16 protein-coding genes and 1 tRNA gene are annotated in these 16,839 nt (G+C 42.2%); 8 read left to right on the forward strand and 9 right to left on the reverse strand.

Annotation, left to right across the window (positions count from 1 at the left end; genetic code table 11):
- Nucleotides 1–235: 235 nt before the first annotated feature.
- Nucleotides 236–1,282: a sterol desaturase family protein gene (locus tag ABID99_RS04250; RefSeq protein ID WP_373612968.1), complete on the reverse strand. Its 1,047-nt coding sequence runs from the start codon at nt 1,280–1,282 to the stop codon at nt 236–238.
- 309 nt (nt 1,283–1,591) lie between these two features.
- On the opposite strand from ABID99_RS04250, the gene ABID99_RS04255 reads away from it, so the two are divergent.
- Both ABID99_RS04255 and ABID99_RS04260 read left to right on the forward strand, forming a co-directional pair.
- The gene (locus ABID99_RS04255) at nt 1,592–1,972 is read left to right on the forward strand and encodes a chorismate mutase (RefSeq protein WP_373612969.1); all 381 of its coding nucleotides are present in this window, start codon (nt 1,592–1,594) and stop codon (nt 1,970–1,972) included.
- A gap of 278 nt (nt 1,973–2,250) precedes the next feature.
- Nucleotides 2,251–3,711, forward strand: coding sequence for a glycoside hydrolase family 30 beta sandwich domain-containing protein (locus ABID99_RS04260; protein ID WP_373612970.1), 1,461 nt, complete (start codon nt 2,251–2,253; stop codon nt 3,709–3,711).
- A gap of 53 nt (nt 3,712–3,764) precedes the next feature.
- On the opposite strand, the gene ABID99_RS04265 is transcribed toward ABID99_RS04260, so the two are convergent.
- Both ABID99_RS04265 and purU read right to left on the reverse strand, forming a co-directional pair.
- Nucleotides 3,765–4,646, reverse strand: coding sequence for an endonuclease/exonuclease/phosphatase family protein (locus ABID99_RS04265; RefSeq protein ID WP_373612971.1), 882 nt, complete (start codon nt 4,644–4,646; stop codon nt 3,765–3,767).
- Nucleotides 4,647–4,879: 233 nt separating this feature from the next.
- Complete coding sequence (purU, locus tag ABID99_RS04270) at nt 4,880–5,704, reverse strand: formyltetrahydrofolate deformylase (protein ID WP_373612972.1); 825 nt, start codon at nt 5,702–5,704, stop codon at nt 4,880–4,882.
- A gap of 120 nt (nt 5,705–5,824) precedes the next feature.
- Here purU and ABID99_RS04275 point away from each other — a divergent pair, with 120 nt between their 5' ends.
- Nucleotides 5,825–6,247 carry a hypothetical protein gene (locus ABID99_RS04275; RefSeq protein WP_373612973.1) on the forward strand — a complete coding sequence of 141 codons (423 nt, stop codon included), beginning with the start codon at nt 5,825–5,827 and terminating at the stop codon, nt 6,245–6,247.
- 147 nt (nt 6,248–6,394) lie between these two features.
- Here the strand turns inward: ABID99_RS04275 and ABID99_RS04280 are convergent, their stop codons facing one another.
- Nucleotides 6,395–6,757: a hypothetical protein gene (locus tag ABID99_RS04280; protein WP_112652910.1), complete on the reverse strand. Its 363-nt coding sequence runs from the start codon at nt 6,755–6,757 to the stop codon at nt 6,395–6,397.
- Between the two features lie 20 nt (nt 6,758–6,777).
- Complete coding sequence (locus ABID99_RS04285; protein ID WP_373612974.1) at nt 6,778–7,380, reverse strand: DUF998 domain-containing protein; 603 nt, start codon at nt 7,378–7,380, stop codon at nt 6,778–6,780.
- Between the two features lie 287 nt (nt 7,381–7,667).
- On the opposite strand from ABID99_RS04285, the gene ABID99_RS04290 reads away from it, so the two are divergent.
- On the forward strand, nt 7,668–8,717 hold the full coding sequence (locus ABID99_RS04290) for a quinone-dependent dihydroorotate dehydrogenase (protein ID WP_373612975.1): 1,050 nt from the start codon (nt 7,668–7,670) through the stop codon (nt 8,715–8,717).
- Between the two features lie 242 nt (nt 8,718–8,959).
- Here the strand turns inward: ABID99_RS04290 and ABID99_RS04295 are convergent, their stop codons facing one another.
- From ABID99_RS04295 to ABID99_RS04305, 3 genes are all read right to left on the reverse strand, one after another.
- Entirely contained in the window at nt 8,960–9,133 is a 174-nt protein-coding gene (locus ABID99_RS04295) for a spore protein (RefSeq protein ID WP_090527770.1), read from the reverse strand.
- A gap of 30 nt (nt 9,134–9,163) precedes the next feature.
- A tRNA-Cys gene (locus ABID99_RS04300) sits at nt 9,164–9,234 on the reverse strand.
- Nucleotides 9,235–9,280: 46 nt separating this feature from the next.
- A complete protein-coding gene (locus ABID99_RS04305; RefSeq protein ID WP_373612976.1) occupies nt 9,281–10,030 on the reverse strand; it encodes a TrmH family RNA methyltransferase in 750 nt (249 codons plus the stop codon).
- Between ABID99_RS04305 and ABID99_RS04310 the strand changes: the two genes are divergently transcribed.
- Nucleotides 10,021–12,381, forward strand: a complete 2,361-nt coding sequence (locus ABID99_RS04310; RefSeq protein ID WP_373612977.1) for a BamA/TamA family outer membrane protein — start codon at nt 10,021–10,023, stop codon at nt 12,379–12,381. The two genes, ABID99_RS04305 and ABID99_RS04310, sit on opposite strands and share 10 nt — an antisense overlap.
- A 140-nt stretch (nt 12,382–12,521) precedes the next feature.
- Here the strand turns inward: ABID99_RS04310 and ABID99_RS04315 are convergent, their stop codons facing one another.
- Nucleotides 12,522–13,055, reverse strand: coding sequence for a hypothetical protein (locus ABID99_RS04315; RefSeq protein WP_373612978.1), 534 nt, complete (start codon nt 13,053–13,055; stop codon nt 12,522–12,524).
- A gap of 279 nt (nt 13,056–13,334) precedes the next feature.
- Between ABID99_RS04315 and ABID99_RS04320 the strand changes: the two genes are divergently transcribed.
- The 3 genes from ABID99_RS04320 (at nt 13,335) to ABID99_RS04330 (ending at nt 16,722) form a co-directional block, all read left to right on the forward strand.
- A complete protein-coding gene (locus ABID99_RS04320; RefSeq protein WP_373612979.1) occupies nt 13,335–13,634 on the forward strand; it encodes a hypothetical protein in 300 nt (99 codons plus the stop codon).
- 123 nt (nt 13,635–13,757) lie between these two features.
- A complete protein-coding gene (locus tag ABID99_RS04325; protein ID WP_373612980.1) occupies nt 13,758–14,531 on the forward strand; it encodes an SGNH/GDSL hydrolase family protein in 774 nt (257 codons plus the stop codon).
- A 268-nt stretch (nt 14,532–14,799) separates the two neighbouring features.
- Nucleotides 14,800–16,722, forward strand: coding sequence for an ABC-F family ATP-binding cassette domain-containing protein (locus tag ABID99_RS04330; RefSeq protein ID WP_373612981.1), 1,923 nt, complete (start codon nt 14,800–14,802; stop codon nt 16,720–16,722).
- The last annotated feature ends 117 nt before the right edge of the window (nt 16,723–16,839 follow it).

The raw sequence follows: 16,839 nt of genomic DNA on the forward strand, positions 1-16,839 counted from the left end.
ATAAAAGACATGTCATTGTGAGTGTTTAAACCCGGAGGCCTCTGAAGGTTAGATGACAAAGAGGGCCTGTCAGTCTGAGCCTGTCGAAGACTCGTGCGCAGAGGCCTGCCCGCCATACTTCGACAGGCTCAGTATGACACCCCCTTTTTTAAGTTGTCATAGGTAGGAGGAATGACGGCTGTGCATTCGTTTAGTTGCCACGTTTCTTCGCAATGACATGGTTTTAAAAGTACTTTTAAACCATTTCTTCTTTTTCGCCCTGCTTCACAGCTTTTTTTTCCTGGTTATTTTCCTTCTCCCCAAGCGATTCAAAATAGGCCTTTTTAACCACTGTTGTCATTTTATGATCGCCGGTATGGCTCCAGCCGGGTGGCATTATAACGTACAGAAACTTGTTTTTAATACCGGGCGCCTTGCGTACATCTTTGGCCAGCGCTATGATCTCGCCAAAATAAGCATCCAAAAAGCTGTTTTTAATCATGGGGCGACTGATGCCATATTCAATAGGGATCTTGCGGTCTTCATTTTGGAAGGTGCCGAAAACTTTATCCCAAATCGGTAACAGGTTACAGAAATTGGTATCCATATATAATGGATTACGTGCATGATGTACCCTGTGATGCGATGGTGTGAGCACGATTTTGTTCAGGAAGCCAAGACGCCCATCTTCAATAAGGTTTTCACCGATATGGATCATTGATCCCCAAAAGCCATCCACAAACATGATCACAAACAGCATTGGCGGATTTACACCCAATAAAATACAAATGCTGGTGCGGATGAGATCTGCATAAGGCGCTTCAAGGAAAAAATGGGCGAAAGTAACCGAAAGGTTCATGCTTTCGGGTGCATGATGGGTTGAGTGGAGGCACCATAGGATCCTCACTTTATGAGCAAGGTAGTGATACCAAAAATGAGCAAACTCCCATACTATATAGCCGTAAATAAACCAGTACCAGGTAAACGTTGTTTTAAAAATGGCAAACCTCGAAAAGAAGCCGATACAAAACCCTACCATGGCAATGGAAAGTACGCTGCCTATAAAAGCATTTAGCACATATGTCCAAAAAGAAATCTTGTAGTGGATCACCTTGAATTTTTTATAGAACGCCCCCCTGATGATCTCAAACACCAGCAATACAGGTAGCATTGGGCCTAACAAAGCCGTAATACCATCATAGGTAAGTAGTTTGCCATAATCGCCCGATTTGATGATGGTATACAATCCGCCGAGGCCGAAAAATCCAGTAATATGCTCGTATATCGCTTTTAAAAAATCCATATCAAAAATTAGGTTTACCGGTAAAATGTTTTATTCAAATTTAGGAAAATTAATTTGTATATATGTAGGTACATGTAAATTCTTTGAACGAGTATTAACATCACACATCACGGCTGACCTGCCTGTGCTCTTCGTTTTTTTATTAATGATAAATTAGCTTATTAAATAAAGTGAAAAGAAATAAAGGAGCATCAAATAAAAGGGTAACGAGTGTAGTGATGTCAGGAGTGAGTAACTCTGCATCAATCCCGAAACAATCCATTAACAGCAAGGTTATTTCTATAAATTTGCCTCAAAAAATCATCTGATATGAAATCATTTAACCGCGCTTTTGTATTATTTTTAGTGTGTATGATCCGGTACAGTTTAGTTAACGCCCAATCAACACCTATGACCCAAACTTCTGCCAGCAATCCGCTACAAAACAACCGGATCAAAATTGATTCCATCGATAAAAAATTGATAGCCTTGCTGGGCGAACGCGAGAGGGTAGTAAAAGAGATCGGCATCTATAAAGCACAAAACAATATTCCGGCCCTCCAGGCCGACCGTTTTAAACAGGTACTGGAAAAAACTGTCGAAGCCGGAAAACAGGAAGGGCTCTCCGCCACATTCATTACCGAACTTATGAACGCTATCCATAAAGAAAGCCTGCACATTGAGGAAGAAATTAAGGCTCAAAAACAATAGCCGGTGTAAAAAATACACTATAATTTAAAATGCATTTTAGCGCATCAAATTTGTAAGCAATTTCTATATGAGTTATCGTTCAATGTGTTTATTATCAATTGATTAAATTAAGATAAAATTTGGTATTAAGGCGTATCAATTTGCCCGGCACGACCTTTTGAGGTGATAATTTATATCGTGATTTTTGCTTTTTTTTAATTAAGTTTAATAAATTTGACAACTCCGGTTAGCCACAGTCCAGGCTTGTAACCAAGCCGGTAAGCCTATTAATTAAACTCATGCAAAAAAAGTATTTAATTGCCTGTTTGATCGCGGGCGGATTATTAAAGATTGGCTTTGTCAGCGCTCAGGGTAAAGCGCCTTATTCAGTAGCGGGCAAATCGGTCAAGGTGATTGTCTCTGAGCAAAAGGCCGGGTATAAATTTAAAGAAACCGAAACCCTGAAGTTTGCAGATAAGCCTCAACCCGCGGAAACAGAGGTGGCAGTTTTTATTGATCCGGCCAAAACATTCCAAACGATGATTGGAATTGGCGGTGCGCTTACAGATGCGGCAGCCGAAACCTATGCTAAACTGCCAAAAGATAAACAAAAAGAATTTTTAACCGCTTACTATGATAAAGCCAAAGGCATTGGTTACTCCTTTGGTCGCACCAATATTCAAAGCTGTGATTTTTCGAGCGATAGTTACAGCTATGTAAAAGATGGTGATAAGGACTTAAAAACCTTTGATATCAGTCATGATAAAACCTACCGGATTCCTTTTATTAAAGCGGCCGCAGCGGCTGCGGGAGGTAAACTGACCATGTTTGTATCACCCTGGAGCCCTCCTGCTTTTATGAAAGATAATAACGATGTACTGCATGGAGGTAAGCTCAAAAAGGAATTTGATCAAAGCTGGGCCAACTTTTACGTTAAGTTTATTAAAGCTTATGAAAAAGAAGGGGTTCCTATATGGGGCCTTTCGGTACAAAACGAACCGATGGCTAAGCAAACATGGGAATCATGCATGTATACTGCCGAAGAGGAGCGTGATTTTGTAAAGAACTTTTTGGGCCCAACCTTGCAAAAACAAGGCCTGGCCAATAAAAAACTGATAGTTTGGGACCATAACCGAGATTTGCTTTACCAACGCGCCAGCACTATCCTGGACGATCCGGCAGCGGCCAAATACATCTGGGGTATCGGGTTCCATTGGTATGAAACCTGGACCGGCGCAGGCCAAAATTTTGAAGCCACCCGTCGTACCCATGAAGCATTCCCGGGCAAAAACCTGGTATTTACCGAAGGTTGTATCGAAAAATTTGATTTCAACAAGATCAATGACTGGTCGCTTGGCGAACGTTATGGCCTTTCAATGATCAATGACTTTAATGCCGGTACCGTTGCCTGGACCGACTGGAACGTATTGCTTGACGAAAACGGCGGGCCAAATCACGTAGGTAACTTTTGCTTTGCCCCGGTACATGCCGACCTGCGCAACGGAAGCCTCATCTACACCAGTTCATATTATTACATCGGCCATTTCTCTAAATATATTCACCCCGGTGCAAAACGCATTAGCGCGGTAGCCAGCAGGGATAAGCTGTTAACAACCGCTTACCAAAACCCCGATGGCTCAATTGCAGTGGTGGTAATGAACAAAACCGATGAAAAAATAGATTACAGCCTTTGGATAAAAGGAAAAGCGGCAGGCACTACTGCCCTGCCGCACTCAATTGCTACACTTATAGTGAAGTAATCTTTATAAAAATCTTTAGTTTAATCAATCAACTAAATCTCTGGTATGGTGGGTCATTTATGATCCACCATTATCATTACCGGGAAATGGTCGCTGGGCTCCTTAGCCTCATATTTATCCGATCCCTTAGCCTTTGCCCTGTAGGTATCCGTTAAGATCCCGTATCTCTTTACCGTAAAATCTTTGGTTACAAAAATATGATCGATACGGCCGCTGGTTTTACCATTAGCATCGAAGTCATTAAAAGTACCATTGGTAGCATATTTTATGGGCGATAGCTCATAGCTATCCTTCAACCTCCCCGAGTTATTGATTACCGCGTAGCTGTCAGACGTTTGATCAACATTAAAATCGCCTGATAAAATAGCAGGGGAGCTACCGCCTAAGTCTTTCACTTTTTTCAATACCAGCTTTGCGCTCTCACGGCGGGCAACAACACCTATATGGTCCATATGCAGGTTAAAATAGTAAAACTTGTACCCGGTTTTTATCTCCTGGAAATATCCCCATGAGCAGATTCTTGGAAGTGCGGCATCCCAGCCTTTGTTGGGCTTGTTGGTGATCGGTGCCATCCAGAAATCGCCATGTTTCAGTAGTTTAAATTTATCCTTTTTGTAAAAAATGGCCGAGAACTCGCCGGCAGTTTTACCATCATCACGGCCTATGCCGGTATAAGCGTACTGGGGCATGGCCTGTTTTAAACCATTAAGTTGGTGTACCAACCCCTCCTGGGTGCCAAAAATATCCCAGTTATGAAAGCGGATGAGCTGCGTTATAACCGGCAGGCGCTGTTTCCAGCCATTACCTCGTACAGAATCATCATTTGTAGCATTATCATTACGTAAATTATACGTGGCAATAGTAAGTTGATGCTGGCCATAACTTGCTGAAACAGAAAGTATAGCCATAAATAATAAAGAAAGTAGTTTTTTCATAGTAGTATTTAGATAAGATGCGAACAGCACTTGAACAAAGTTAAAAGTAAATATTACGTTATAACATAAGTTATACACTGAAGAGTATTTAACCTGCGAAAACTTACGAGGGTTCAAAATTTTGTAAGCCAGGAGTAATTCTATTCAGAATTTAGAGAAACATGCAAGGAGGCCGGGAAAGCTTAGCTTCGCATTGGCGGTATCGCTACTATCCCGAATATTGGTTGGTGTGTTTACTCAAACACTACCGTTTTGTTCTTATAAACAAATACCCGGTCTTCAAAAACAAGCTTCAATGCTTTGGCTAATACGGCGGTTTCCACTTCCTGGCCGGCTTTTACCATGTCTGTCCAGCTATATGAGTGATTTACCGGAACAATTTGCTGGGCAATGATCGGCCCTTCATCCAATTCATTTGATACGTAGTGCGCTGTTGCCCCTATGAGTTTCACACCCCGTTCAAACGCCTGTTTATAGGGATTGGCACCTATAAACGCGGGTAAAAATGAGTGATGGATATTAATGATCTTCATCGGAAATTCAGCCACAAATTGGGGCGACAGGATCCGCATAAATTTAGCCAGCACCACATAATCAGGAGTGTATTGCTTAATGGCACCGATCACCTGTTGTTCAAATTCAGCCTTGCTTACCTGTTCATGGCTGATATGATAAAAAGGAATGTCAAATCGCTCGCATATGTTTTGCAGCTTGGCGTGATTACCGATAACGCATTGCACGCTTGCACCCAGGGTATTAAAGTGGTTACGCACCAGGATATCGCTCAGGCAATGATACTCTTTGGTAGCCAGTACAACCACTTTCTTCATGGGCTCAGGGTTTACTGAAATATAAGCCCCTTCGGGCAGTATCTTACGTAATGAATCTTCGAGGCCGGCGTCGTCGCCTTGTTCAACTTCCAGGCGCGTAAAAAAAACATTTTCGTTATGATCAACGTGCTCACGCATGGAAACTATATTGAGCAGGTGTTTGGCTAATGTTGCAGATATGGCCGCCACAAGGCCCACTTTGTCTTTACACTGTATTACAATAATCATGGTTTAATGATACAAAGAATTTTGCTGAATATACAACAGGTATTTCCCTTTAAATTATTTTACAACTTATTGTAGCAAAGCCATGTGCTGTACCGTAAGGTATCTTATAAACCCACAATTATGAAAATTATCCTGTTAGCAGCATCCGTAATTTTATTAGGTAGTATAACCGCCTGTAATAAAGGCGACCTTCCCGGCCCGGGCAGCAGCAGTATTGTTGGCAAATGGCGCTGGGTAAAATCAATTGGCGGTATTGGCGGCTTTACCGTTACGCCACAAAGCAGCGGCTACAATATTCGAAATGAATTTTATGCTGATAGCAGTTTCAAAAGGTTCCAAAACAACGTGCTACAGATTAGCGGCAATTTTCGCACTACTCCAAACTATCAATATAGCCCGACAGAAAAGGCAGATATATTATTGATCTCCGGGCCTACGCTTGATACTCGCCCGGTTTCATACCTCATAAGGCACGATACGCTTTACCTGAACGAGATTTATATAGCCGATGGGTATAATGAGGTATATGTACGGATGAAATAATTGCCGTTACTCCCCCCCGGCACCGCTATGCTCATTACCTCCTCTCTAAATAAGCATAAAGAGAGGAGGGATGTTTTTTCTTACCCTCTTTGCAAAGCTTGAAGGGCACAGGCGGGGGTAGTAAGCTACACTTACCTTATATAATAGTTATTTAGCGTAATGCCCTATCTTCATCATATCCCGTACGGCACTCGCTAATGAAATCTTCTCGTTATTATCAAGTTCCTTTTTCTTTTCGCCGTCATTAAACTGATAGGTAATACGCCCGTTATAATCGCTTTCGGCACTGATTTCAAAGTCATTATTTTTGTATTTTACCTTCCCATTGGGCGAGATCCTGCTGATGCCCGTGCTATCAGCGGTAAAATACACGTGCCCCCAGTATTCAATCCGTCTTTCTCTGCCATCAGCGTTTTCAGAAATCACTGTATGCCTTCCGCCTATGTGGCAGGCATCTAATAAGGCTATCAAACCTATGACAACCAATACATAACCTAATAATTTTTTCATGTTGTTGTTTTTTAATGTGATTATTTTAATTGATGCTGCTCTTTGATGTTGAGCAGTTTTATAAAGCAGGAGCCGAGCGATACAAACCAAACCGACCAACCCAGGTGGGCCAATCTTTGAATAAGCCCGGTATAATTGTTTTGAATAGTAGCCGAAGGAATGAAGCGGATAAAGATGAGCAGCATAATACTCAGGCTTAATAGCGAAAGCTTCCTGATCTGTCTGAACTCCTCTCCCCGCCATAAAATAGCAGATAGCAGCGCACCGATATAAAGCGTCAAAAACACCGGCCCGGATGCCGAATGCAGTGGGTTACCTGCATGAAATATAGTCGCCCAGCCAAACATGATAGGGAAACCTATCACTCCAAACACGGGCAGGATATTAAGCTGCAACTGGCTGCACGCAATAAACAGGCCCGCCATAAAAAACACACTGAGTACTGTATTAAGCAGCGTAAATGTTTCCATCAACGTTTCAGATTTTGTGCCGATAGCGCCCAGCTCACTGATAGTGTTGCTGAAATGATTGTAATTACCATGCACAAACCCACAAATAATGGTTGAAAGCCAAAATATAATGGGAATAATGATGCCTGTATATAGTAGCGGTTTAGTATCCATTTTAATAATATTCAGATTGTTTTAGTTCGATTAAAACAAAGTTAATATTAAACACGGTACTATACAATACATAGTACTATGTTTTTTATTTTATTTTTTCAAAACTGTTTAATGGCTTCGCCAAAATGTGTTAGTTTAAAAATGGATTGACGAAACCTGAATTGATTTAGATGCACTTCGCTCTTGTCAGGCAGGGAGGCAATACAGCATAGGATCACAAAGATGAAACAGATGCCGGTTATACCATACTTTTATTCACCATTACAAAAATGTGCTAACTTCGCGGCATGTATCAGTTGATAAAACCCATCCTGTTTAAGTTCGATCCGGAAAATGTGCATTACTTTGTTACCCGCAACCTCAAGCGCTTTAATCGTTTTCCGGGCGGTGCATCGTTAAGTAAAGCGATGTGGGATGTAAAAGATCCGAAGCTTGAACGCGAGGTTTTTGGTCTGAAGTTCAGGAACCCGGTTGGCCTGGCCGCGGGTTTTGATAAAAACGCCGAAATGATGGGCGAAATGGCCAACCTTGGTTTTGGTTTTGTTGAGATTGGCACTGTTACACCGCTGCCGCAACCTGGTAACGAAAAGCCACGCATGTTTCGCCTGCCGGAAGATAGCGCGCTCATTAACCGCATGGGGTTTAATAATTTTGGTGTAGACATAGCTGCCGAACGAATCGCAGCTTTCAGGCGCGATCAGAAAAATATCAACAAACAACTGATCATTGGCGGCAACATTGGTAAAAACAAGGTTACCCCTAATGAGGATGCTGTTAACGACTACATTAAATGCTTTGACCGCCTGTTTGATGTAGTTGATTATTTTGTAGTGAACGTAAGCTCACCCAATACCCCGGGCTTGCGCGCCCTGCAGGAAAAGGGGCCTCTGATGGAAATCCTGAACACATTACAGCAACGCAATAGTAAACATGGTATCAGCAGACCTATCCTGCTAAAAATAGCGCCTGATTTAACTGATTCCCAACTGGACGATATTGTTGATATTGTGCAGCAAACAGGCATAGCCGGGGTAATTGCCACCAATACCACTATCAGCCGTGAAAACCTTTCATCTCCATCGAAATTAAAAGGAGAAACCGGCGGTTTGAGTGGTAAGCCACTTACCCAACGCTCAACAGAAGTTATTGCTTATCTGCATAAAAAATCTAACGGATCATTCCCCATCATCGGAGTGGGGGGGATTCACTCTGCGGAGGATGCCATTGAGAAGCTAAACGCGGGCGCTTCATTGGTACAATTGTATACCGGTTTTATCTATGAAGGGCCGGGGTTGATTGGAAGGATTAACAGGAAGCTTCTGAACCGTGATTCTTAGGATTTGAGGATTACCCTGAAATATACATTTTGATGCCGGATATTCCGTTTCCTCGCGGAGACCTTATGCCTTTTAGTTTATTGAATGATATTTTTGTCTGAATCCGTAAGGACATGGGCTTTGGAAGAAAATATCAAGTCCATCCTCAAATCCTAAAAATCATGGTTCAAAATCATAATACAAAAAAAGTCCCGCCGGAAACCGGCAGGACTTTAAGCTTTTTCTTCCGAAGAAGGAGAGAATTATTTGCCTAATGCGATATCTAAAGCTGCATTGTTTTTAGCTATCTGGCTGTGTTTTGACTCAGCAGAACGGCTTCCGTATTCAAGGTTAGTAGCCAGTTTCAAGAACTGTACTTCTAAGCGTGAAAAAGTTTTATTTCTCCTGTCTTTTCTTTTTAAACGAGTAACGCCCATTGTCTTTTATTTTAAATTTTTTTAACCCTGAGGTCGGAAGCGGATTCGAACCGCTGTAAAAGGTTTTGCAGACCTCTGCCTAGCCACTCGGCCATCCGACCCTTTTTTAAGGACTGCAAAGATAGTAATTATTTTTAGCGGGCAAATTTATTTGAACGAATTTCTTTTTATTTCTGAACATAATATGGCCGTAGCTATCGCTACATTCAATGATTCGGCATAACCTATCCGGGGTATAGTTACTGTTTTATTTATTAACTGCTGTATTTCAGGGCGTAAGCCATTACCCTCGTTGCCCATAGCCAGTAAACCCTCATGACCGAAATTAGTGCTATAGATATTTTCGCCATCGAGCATAGCGCCAAATAAAGGAAGCTTTATTTCGGGGATGATAGTTATTAAATCGCCGTAATGCACATTTACCCGTGCTAATGAGCCCATGGTAGCCTGCACCACTTTGGGGTTATAAACATCAACGGTATCATCTGAGCAAATAATATCGGTAATGCCAAACCAGTCGGCCGTGCGGATGATGGTGCCCATATTGCCGGGGTCCTGCACCCCGTCAAGCACCAGCGAGAACTTGTTTTTCAGTAAGTTATAATTTAATTCGGGCCATTTTGGTATTTTAATCAAACCAATTACCTCTTGCGGGGTTTTCAAACTGCTGATCTTTTCCAGATCGGTCAATGAAATTTCCTGAAAATTTATTTTTCGGGATAAATTCATCATTTTTGGGGCAATTTCAGATGTGTGGTATATAGCATCAACCTGGTATGCAGCGTTTACAAACTCAACAACTGATTTGTAACCTTCAACCAAAAACAAGCCATGCTCTTTACGGAATTTTTTATGTTGTAAGGATTTTAATAAACTGATCTGTGATTTTGAAAGCATATACTAAGCCTGCTGTTTACCGCCTTACAATATTAAGTATTTTACTGGTTATTATCGGTTCGGGCTGCAGCATTACCCGTGGCATCCGCAAAGACCAGACACTGGTACGCAAAATTACTATAAAAGGCATTGACGAGCAATTTGCGGAAACCGCTATAAATTATGTGGATAAGGAGCAACAACCCAATAACTGGCTCAATCTGCAGTTGTACTATACTTTTAGCAATAAAGGTAAAAAAAATATAGGCGAAGCCCCCGTTGTTGTTGATAGTAACCTGATCGAGTACTCGCGTGTACAGATGGAAAAATACATCCGCAGCCGTGGTTACCTGAAAGCGAAGGTCACCGACAGTGTGGTGATAAAAAAGCAAAAGGCTGAATTGATTTTTACTGCTGATGAAGGCCCTATGTTTCGCATCCGCAAATTTACTGATAGTATTGCCGATAATAATATTAAGGCGTTGTATAGTGGTAACCGTAACAGGATCTCGCACATACAGCCGGGCGGCAGGTTTGACACCGATAGCTTAGCTTACGACCGCGACCAGCTCTATTTGCTGATGAAGCATAATGGCTACTACGACTTTTACAGGCAGTACATCAATTTTACCTATGATTCTACCTTTAACAGCAGTGTGGTTGATGTAAAAATGATAATTGATAACCCGGCGGGGAAAACACAGCACCCGGTTTATACCATCAACAATACATTAATTACGATATCAAACAGCCAGGGGCGTACACCGGGCAAAGTTGATACGATACAGGTTGATTCACAATTCAGGTTTGTTGACTACTCAAAAAGGTTTAAACCAAGGGTAGTAACCGATTACGTTTTTCAGAAAAAAGGCGAAATATACGATATTGATAAGCAAACACGCACCACCACGCGCTTATCCGAATTAAATGTTTTCAGAAATGTGCCCAACCCCGTTTACGAAAAACTGAAAGATAGCTCTAACAGGCTTAATACCCGGATTGATATTGTGCCGCTTAAACGGATGAGTGACCGTGTAGAAGGTGAGGTGCTTTTTAGCGGCGGTCGTTTTGGTTATAACGTGGGTAATACTTTTACCGACAGGAATTTATTTAAACAGGCCGCTATATTGCAGCTGAAAGTTAACTGGAGTATCCTTTTTGATAACGGCAACAATGTGGGCAACGACCACAGTAGTATCCAAAACCAGGAGTTTAGGGTAGGAGCACAGCTTGTCTATCCGCGGCTATTGCTTCCGTTCAAATTTCCATTTCTTGGTAAATTTGCGGTTCCACACACCACATTTTCATCAAACTATTCGCTGTTTTACCAAAAAGATCTGGTTAAGCGCGAAAGTTTTATCAATTCCATTACGTACGACTTTTTTGATACACCGTATAAAACGCATACTATTACGCCCATTAACATTGAGTTTTCGAGAGGTATAATTGATCCGGCTGCAAGGGCGGCGCTGCTTGCTCAAAACAGGTACTCCTATGTTTATTTAATCGGGCGTACGGTTTTCACATCCGGTAGCCAATACACTTACCAGGTTAACGCCATAAAGCTTAATGGTTATGAAAATTTTACCTATTTCCGGGGCAGTTTAGATATTGGCGGGAATTTTCTTAACCTGGTAAGCAATCTCACCAATGCTCCTAAAGATACTCTTGGGCAACATAAGCTTTTTGGATATACTTTTGCGCAGTATACCAAAGTTGAGCTTGATACGCGCATCTATCGAAACTTTGGTGGCGAAAAACAATTTGTTTTCCGTATAAACCCGGGTATAGGTATCCCTTACGGTAATAGCAATCAACTTATTTTTGAAAAGAATTTTTATGCAGGCGGAGCCAATGATATCAGGGCCTGGCTGCCGCGAACCTTAGGGCCAGGGCAATTTAACCGGGGCACATATTACGGTACTGATGTTAATAACCGGGCACGTTTGAAATACCTTGACCAGTTTGGCGAGATCAAGTTTATAACTAATGCCGAGTACCGGTACCTGTTGGCCAATAACTTTTTTGGTGCAAAGCTTAAAGGTGCGGTTTTTGTTGATGCCGGTAATGTATGGCGCTTGCATGACGAGCCCGATAACCCCAACGGTCAGTTTAAATTAAACAACTTTTTAAGCTCAACGGCTGTAGGTATAGGTACAGGGTTGAGGTTTGATTTAAGTTTCTTCGTTTTTAGGCTTGATGCCGCCTTTAAGCTTAAAGACCCTCAATTTAGCGGAGCTAACCAATGGGTGCTGATTAACCATGCCGGCGAACTGTTTAGCAAAGGTTCATTCAAACAGGCTTACAAAGCAGCCAACGGAGAAGATTACAACTTTATGCAGTTGAACTTTGGTATTGGATTACCTTTTTAAGATTTTTAGGTAAAAGGATAAAGGTGAAAGGCAAAAGGTAGCTGCAGCTTTACGTTTGCATCTGTTTTAAAACCTTTTACTTTTCGTTTTGCTTTCACGTCCCCTAAAAAACCTTTAACCTTTGACCTTTTACCTTCCTTCTAAAACATATTCTTCAACCCGTCGATAATGCTTTCAAAAAAGGTTGGGATACTTAATCCGTTGTGGTAGTTGAAATACAGGAAGATACAAAATATTACTAACGCAATAATGATGAACCGCTTAAACATATAGGCCAGCAACACCAGTAAAAGAGGGATAGCTATCAGTAATACCCAGCTGATATGGAACGGACTTAGTTTACTATCATGCTTGTAAATGTAGTATAGTATGGCATGTGTGCCGGAATCGTTCATATGTTTGGCGTACAGGAAGGTTGAACGGTCAAGCTTGTGGCGGTAAAAAGCCGTGCCTTTGTCAAACTTAAGTTCTTCGGTAAAACCGTTCATTACAAAGGTGAAAATGCCGTTTACATTTTCCTGTATCACGCCTGCAGTATCGGTTGCAACTACGGCTACCTCATCAACCGCAAAGGGGTTTTCTTTAATTACAAAATGGTTGATAGCAGTTTTATCGGCAAACGCAAAGCTGTGTGCTGCTGTAATAAAGCAAAAAATAAGTAAAAGTTTTTTCATGGTTTGATAGAAAGCTCTTATCGGTGCTGTAATTATCTGCAATAAAAATAGCGTTTTTTATGAGCTATCGGTTAAAGAAATAAATACTTAAAGGTTTACTGGAAATAGGTAATCTTTAACACTAATCAAAATGAACACTTTACATAAGTGGTACAACTGCGTTATAATAATTACATAATAATTGAGCTGAATTAGCACTTAAATATTAGTTTAGCCTGCATGATAAAAGCCTACAGGTTATATACCGGTGATGACGGTCATTCGCATATTTAAAAAGGTATGGTTGAATTAGGGCCGCTTAACGAAAGTCTGGCAATAAGGTTTCAGGAATCTGAACCGCATGCGTTTTATGATTATCATAATGCCCCAACTAATCAATATGTAATAACCCTTACCGGTACGCTTGAATTTGAAACCTATCCCGGCGAAAAGTTTGTACTTAAGCCCGGCGAAATACTAATAGCGCAGGATATTACCGGAACGGCACACAAATGGCGGTTGATAGATGATGAGCCCTGGAAACGGGTTTACGTTACTTTTGATCCGGCAAAGCCAATAAATTTTGTGGCTGATAAATAAGAACTGTTGCTACAATTGTGGAGGCACGTAATATTCCTTTTACAAATACTGGTACAAAACCCGACAAAATTTTAATAGTTATAGCAAATCAGTATTTTCGGCAAATACCCTTATAATCCTCAAATGAAAGATACCAAACAAAACTACCGTCGTCATTTTTTAAAAACCACCGCTGTAGGCACGCTTGCGGCTATGGGCATACCCTCAATTGTTTCATCGGCTTTAGCTGCCGAAAGACCTGCAAAAAAGCTAACCTTTAACCAGGGCGATGTAGTGCTTTTTCAGGGCGACTCCATTACCGACTGGGGGCGTGACCATAGCAAAACCGAACCCAATACTACCAGCGCTTTAGGCTCGGGCTATGCTTTGTTAACTGCTTCACAATTGCTGCTTAAACACGCTGATAAAGGTTTAAAAATCTACAATAAAGGTATCAGCGGTAATAAAGTATATCAGCTTGCCGAGCGCTGGGATACCGATTGCCTTGCCCTTAAACCAAACATATTGAGTATTCACATAGGCGTGAATGACTTTTGGCATACCCTTACCAGTGGCTATAAAGGCACAATAGATACGTACATTACTGATTACCGCGCACTGCTCACCCGTACTAAACAGGCCCTGCCCGATATTAAACTGGTAGTCTGCGAGCCCTTCGCCGAAAAAAACGTGAAGGCCGTTGATGATAAATGGTACCCTACATTTGATACCTTCCGTAAAGCTGCTAAAGATATTGCTGCAGAGTTTGATGCGGTATTTGTGCCTTACCAATCGGCATTTGACAAAGCCGAGCAAACAGCACCGGCAACTTACTGGAACCTCGATGGCGTGCACCCCAGTGTAGCCGGCGAAGCCCTTATGGCCCAAACCTGGTTGAAAGCGGTGGGAGCTCTTTAGAAGGTAAAAGGCTAAAGGTGAAAGGCAAAAGGTAGCTGCGGCTTTGCAAATAAAAGGTAAAAGGCTAAAGGTGAAAGGCAAAAGGTAGCTGCGGCTTTGCAAATAAAAGGTAAAAGTGAAAGGCAAAAGGTAGCTGCGGCTTTGCAAATAAAAGGTAAAAGGCAAAAGGTGAAAGGCAAAAGGTAGCTGCAGTTTTGCATGCTTCACCTCCTCCTAAAGAACCTTTCACCTTTCGCCTTAAAACAAAAAGGCGTATCTTTGCGCATAAATGATTGCTATAAATAACCTTACGTTCGAGATCGGTGCGCGGGCCCTTTATGATGAAGCCAACTGGCATATTAAACCCGGTGAAAAAATTGGTTTAATTGGTGCCAACGGTACAGGTAAAACTACCCTTTTAAAAATTATTGTAGGCGACTATAAGCCTACTTCCGGAACGGTATCCATGGCTAAGGACCTTACCATGGGGTACCTTAACCAGGATCTGCTGTCATATTCATCCGATAAAAACATCGTACATGTGGCCATGGAAGCCTTTGAGCGCCAAAATCAGCTGCACGATGAGATCGAGAACCTGCTTAAAAAGCTGGAAACGGATTATAGCGAAGATCTTTTAAATAAGCTGAGCGACAAGCAGCACGAGTTTGAATTGCTCGATGGTTACAACATCGAATATAAAGCACATGAGATTTTAGCCGGTTTAGGCTTTAGCGATGAGGATTGCAAGCGTAAGTTGAGCACCTTTTCGGGTGGCTGGCGGATGCGTGTAATGCTGGCCAAGATCCTGTTGCAGGCACCCGATATCCTTTTGCTGGATGAGCCTACCAACCACCTGGATTTACCGTCTATCCAATGGCTGGAAGATTACCTGAAATCATTCCCCGGCGCCATCATTATCGTATCGCACGATAGGTGGTTCCTGGATAAAGTGATCAACCGCACGGTTGAATCTCGCAAAGGCAAGCTTACCGTCTACGCGGGCAACTACTCTTTCTATCTCGAAGAAAAAGCCCTGCGCGAAGAAATTCAGCGCGGTGAGTTTAAAAACCAGCAATCAAAAATTAAACAGGAAGAGCGTTTGATCGAGCGTTTCCGTGCTAAAGCCTCTAAAGCTAAAATGGCGCAGTCGCGCATTAAAATGCTGGATAGGATGGAGCGTATTGATGATGTGGATGACGATAATCCATCCGTTAACTTCGCTTTCCGTTTCAGCAAACAGTCGGGCAGGCACGTGATCACTTTAGAGGATATCACCAAAAAATACCCTGCTATCGATATTCTTGACCACGCCGAAGCTGTAATTGAAAAAGGTGATAAAATTGCCCTCATCGGTGCCAACGGTAAAGGTAAATCAACGCTGTTGCGTATCATCGCATCGGCCGATAAGGATTATACAGGTACGGTAACTACCGGTCATAACGTAACTACTACTTTTTTTGCACAGCACCAGCTGGAGTCCCTGCACCTCGAAAACCAGATCCTGCAGGAGCTGCAATCATTCGCCCCAAAACATACTGATACCGAGTTGCGTACCATTTTAGGTTCGTTTTTGTTTACAGGCGATGATGTGTTCAAGAAGATCAAGGTATTATCGGGTGGTGAAAAATCACGTGTGGCACTGGCTAAGGCGCTTACCGCGGATGCCAATTTCCTGGTACTGGATGAGCCTACCAACCACCTGGATATGCAATCGGTTAATATCCTGATCCAGGCGCTTGACCAGTACGAGGGTACTTTCATTGTGGTATCGCACGATAGGTATTTCCTTGATAACGTAGCCAACAAGATCTGGTTTATTGAAGATCAGAAGATCAAGATCTACCCTGGTACTTATGCCGAGTTTGACGAATGGTATGCCAAACGCAAGCTGGAGCCCAAAGCTGCCGCGCCTTCACCTCAGCCTAAAAAGGAAGAGAAAAAGCCCGAGCCTGTTAAACAGCCGCAAGGCGAAAACAAACATCAGCAGCTTAAGAAACTGAACCAGGACCTTGCCAAAATGGAACAGCAAATTGCCGACCTTGAAAAAGAAGTAAAGCAGTTTGAAACCCAGCTGGCCGACGAAAAAATATACAGCGATAACGCCAAATTAAAACAAACCAACGCTGCCTACAGCGCCAAACAAACCGAACTGAAACAATTGCAGGAAAAGTGGGAAGCACTGGCCGAGCAGATATTGGAGTTGGAATCGTAAGCTCCACCCAACCCTCCCCGAAAGGGAGAGGGCTTTGATGAGCGTGTGGAGTAAACTGTTATTGTGAATTAACGTCCCATCAATTAACGTCCCATCAGGGTCTCTCGAAGAGGGCCC

This window comes from Mucilaginibacter sp. OAE612 (assembly GCF_041806395.1).
Classification (GTDB): domain Bacteria; phylum Bacteroidota; class Bacteroidia; order Sphingobacteriales; family Sphingobacteriaceae; genus Mucilaginibacter; species Mucilaginibacter rubeus.

Excerpts from the sequence above, each read along its gene's own strand:
- ABID99_RS04250 (WP_373612968.1), bottom strand. The coding sequence starts at position 1,282 with ATGGATTTTTTAAAAGCGATATACGAGCATATTACTGGATTTTTCGGC.
- ABID99_RS04255 (WP_373612969.1), top strand. The coding sequence starts at position 1,592 with ATGAAATCATTTAACCGCGCTTTTGTATTATTTTTAGTGTGTATGATC.
- ABID99_RS04260 (WP_373612970.1), top strand. The coding sequence starts at position 2,251 with ATGCAAAAAAAGTATTTAATTGCCTGTTTGATCGCGGGCGGATTATTA.
- ABID99_RS04265 (WP_373612971.1), bottom strand. The coding sequence starts at position 4,646 with ATGAAAAAACTACTTTCTTTATTATTTATGGCTATACTTTCTGTTTCA.
- purU (WP_373612972.1), bottom strand. The coding sequence starts at position 5,704 with ATGATTATTGTAATACAGTGTAAAGACAAAGTGGGCCTTGTGGCGGCC.
- ABID99_RS04275 (WP_373612973.1), top strand. The coding sequence starts at position 5,825 with ATGAAAATTATCCTGTTAGCAGCATCCGTAATTTTATTAGGTAGTATA.
- ABID99_RS04280 (WP_112652910.1), bottom strand. The coding sequence starts at position 6,757 with ATGAAAAAATTATTAGGTTATGTATTGGTTGTCATAGGTTTGATAGCC.
- ABID99_RS04285 (WP_373612974.1), bottom strand. The coding sequence starts at position 7,380 with ATGGATACTAAACCGCTACTATATACAGGCATCATTATTCCCATTATA.
- ABID99_RS04290 (WP_373612975.1), top strand. The coding sequence starts at position 7,668 with ATGTATCAGTTGATAAAACCCATCCTGTTTAAGTTCGATCCGGAAAAT.
- ABID99_RS04295 (WP_090527770.1), bottom strand. The coding sequence starts at position 9,133 with ATGGGCGTTACTCGTTTAAAAAGAAAAGACAGGAGAAATAAAACTTTT.
- ABID99_RS04305 (WP_373612976.1), bottom strand. The coding sequence starts at position 10,030 with ATGCTTTCAAAATCACAGATCAGTTTATTAAAATCCTTACAACATAAA.
- ABID99_RS04315 (WP_373612978.1), bottom strand. The coding sequence starts at position 13,055 with ATGAAAAAACTTTTACTTATTTTTTGCTTTATTACAGCAGCACACAGC.
- ABID99_RS04320 (WP_373612979.1), top strand. The coding sequence starts at position 13,335 with ATGGTTGAATTAGGGCCGCTTAACGAAAGTCTGGCAATAAGGTTTCAG.
- ABID99_RS04325 (WP_373612980.1), top strand. The coding sequence starts at position 13,758 with ATGAAAGATACCAAACAAAACTACCGTCGTCATTTTTTAAAAACCACC.
- ABID99_RS04330 (WP_373612981.1), top strand. The coding sequence starts at position 14,800 with ATGATTGCTATAAATAACCTTACGTTCGAGATCGGTGCGCGGGCCCTT.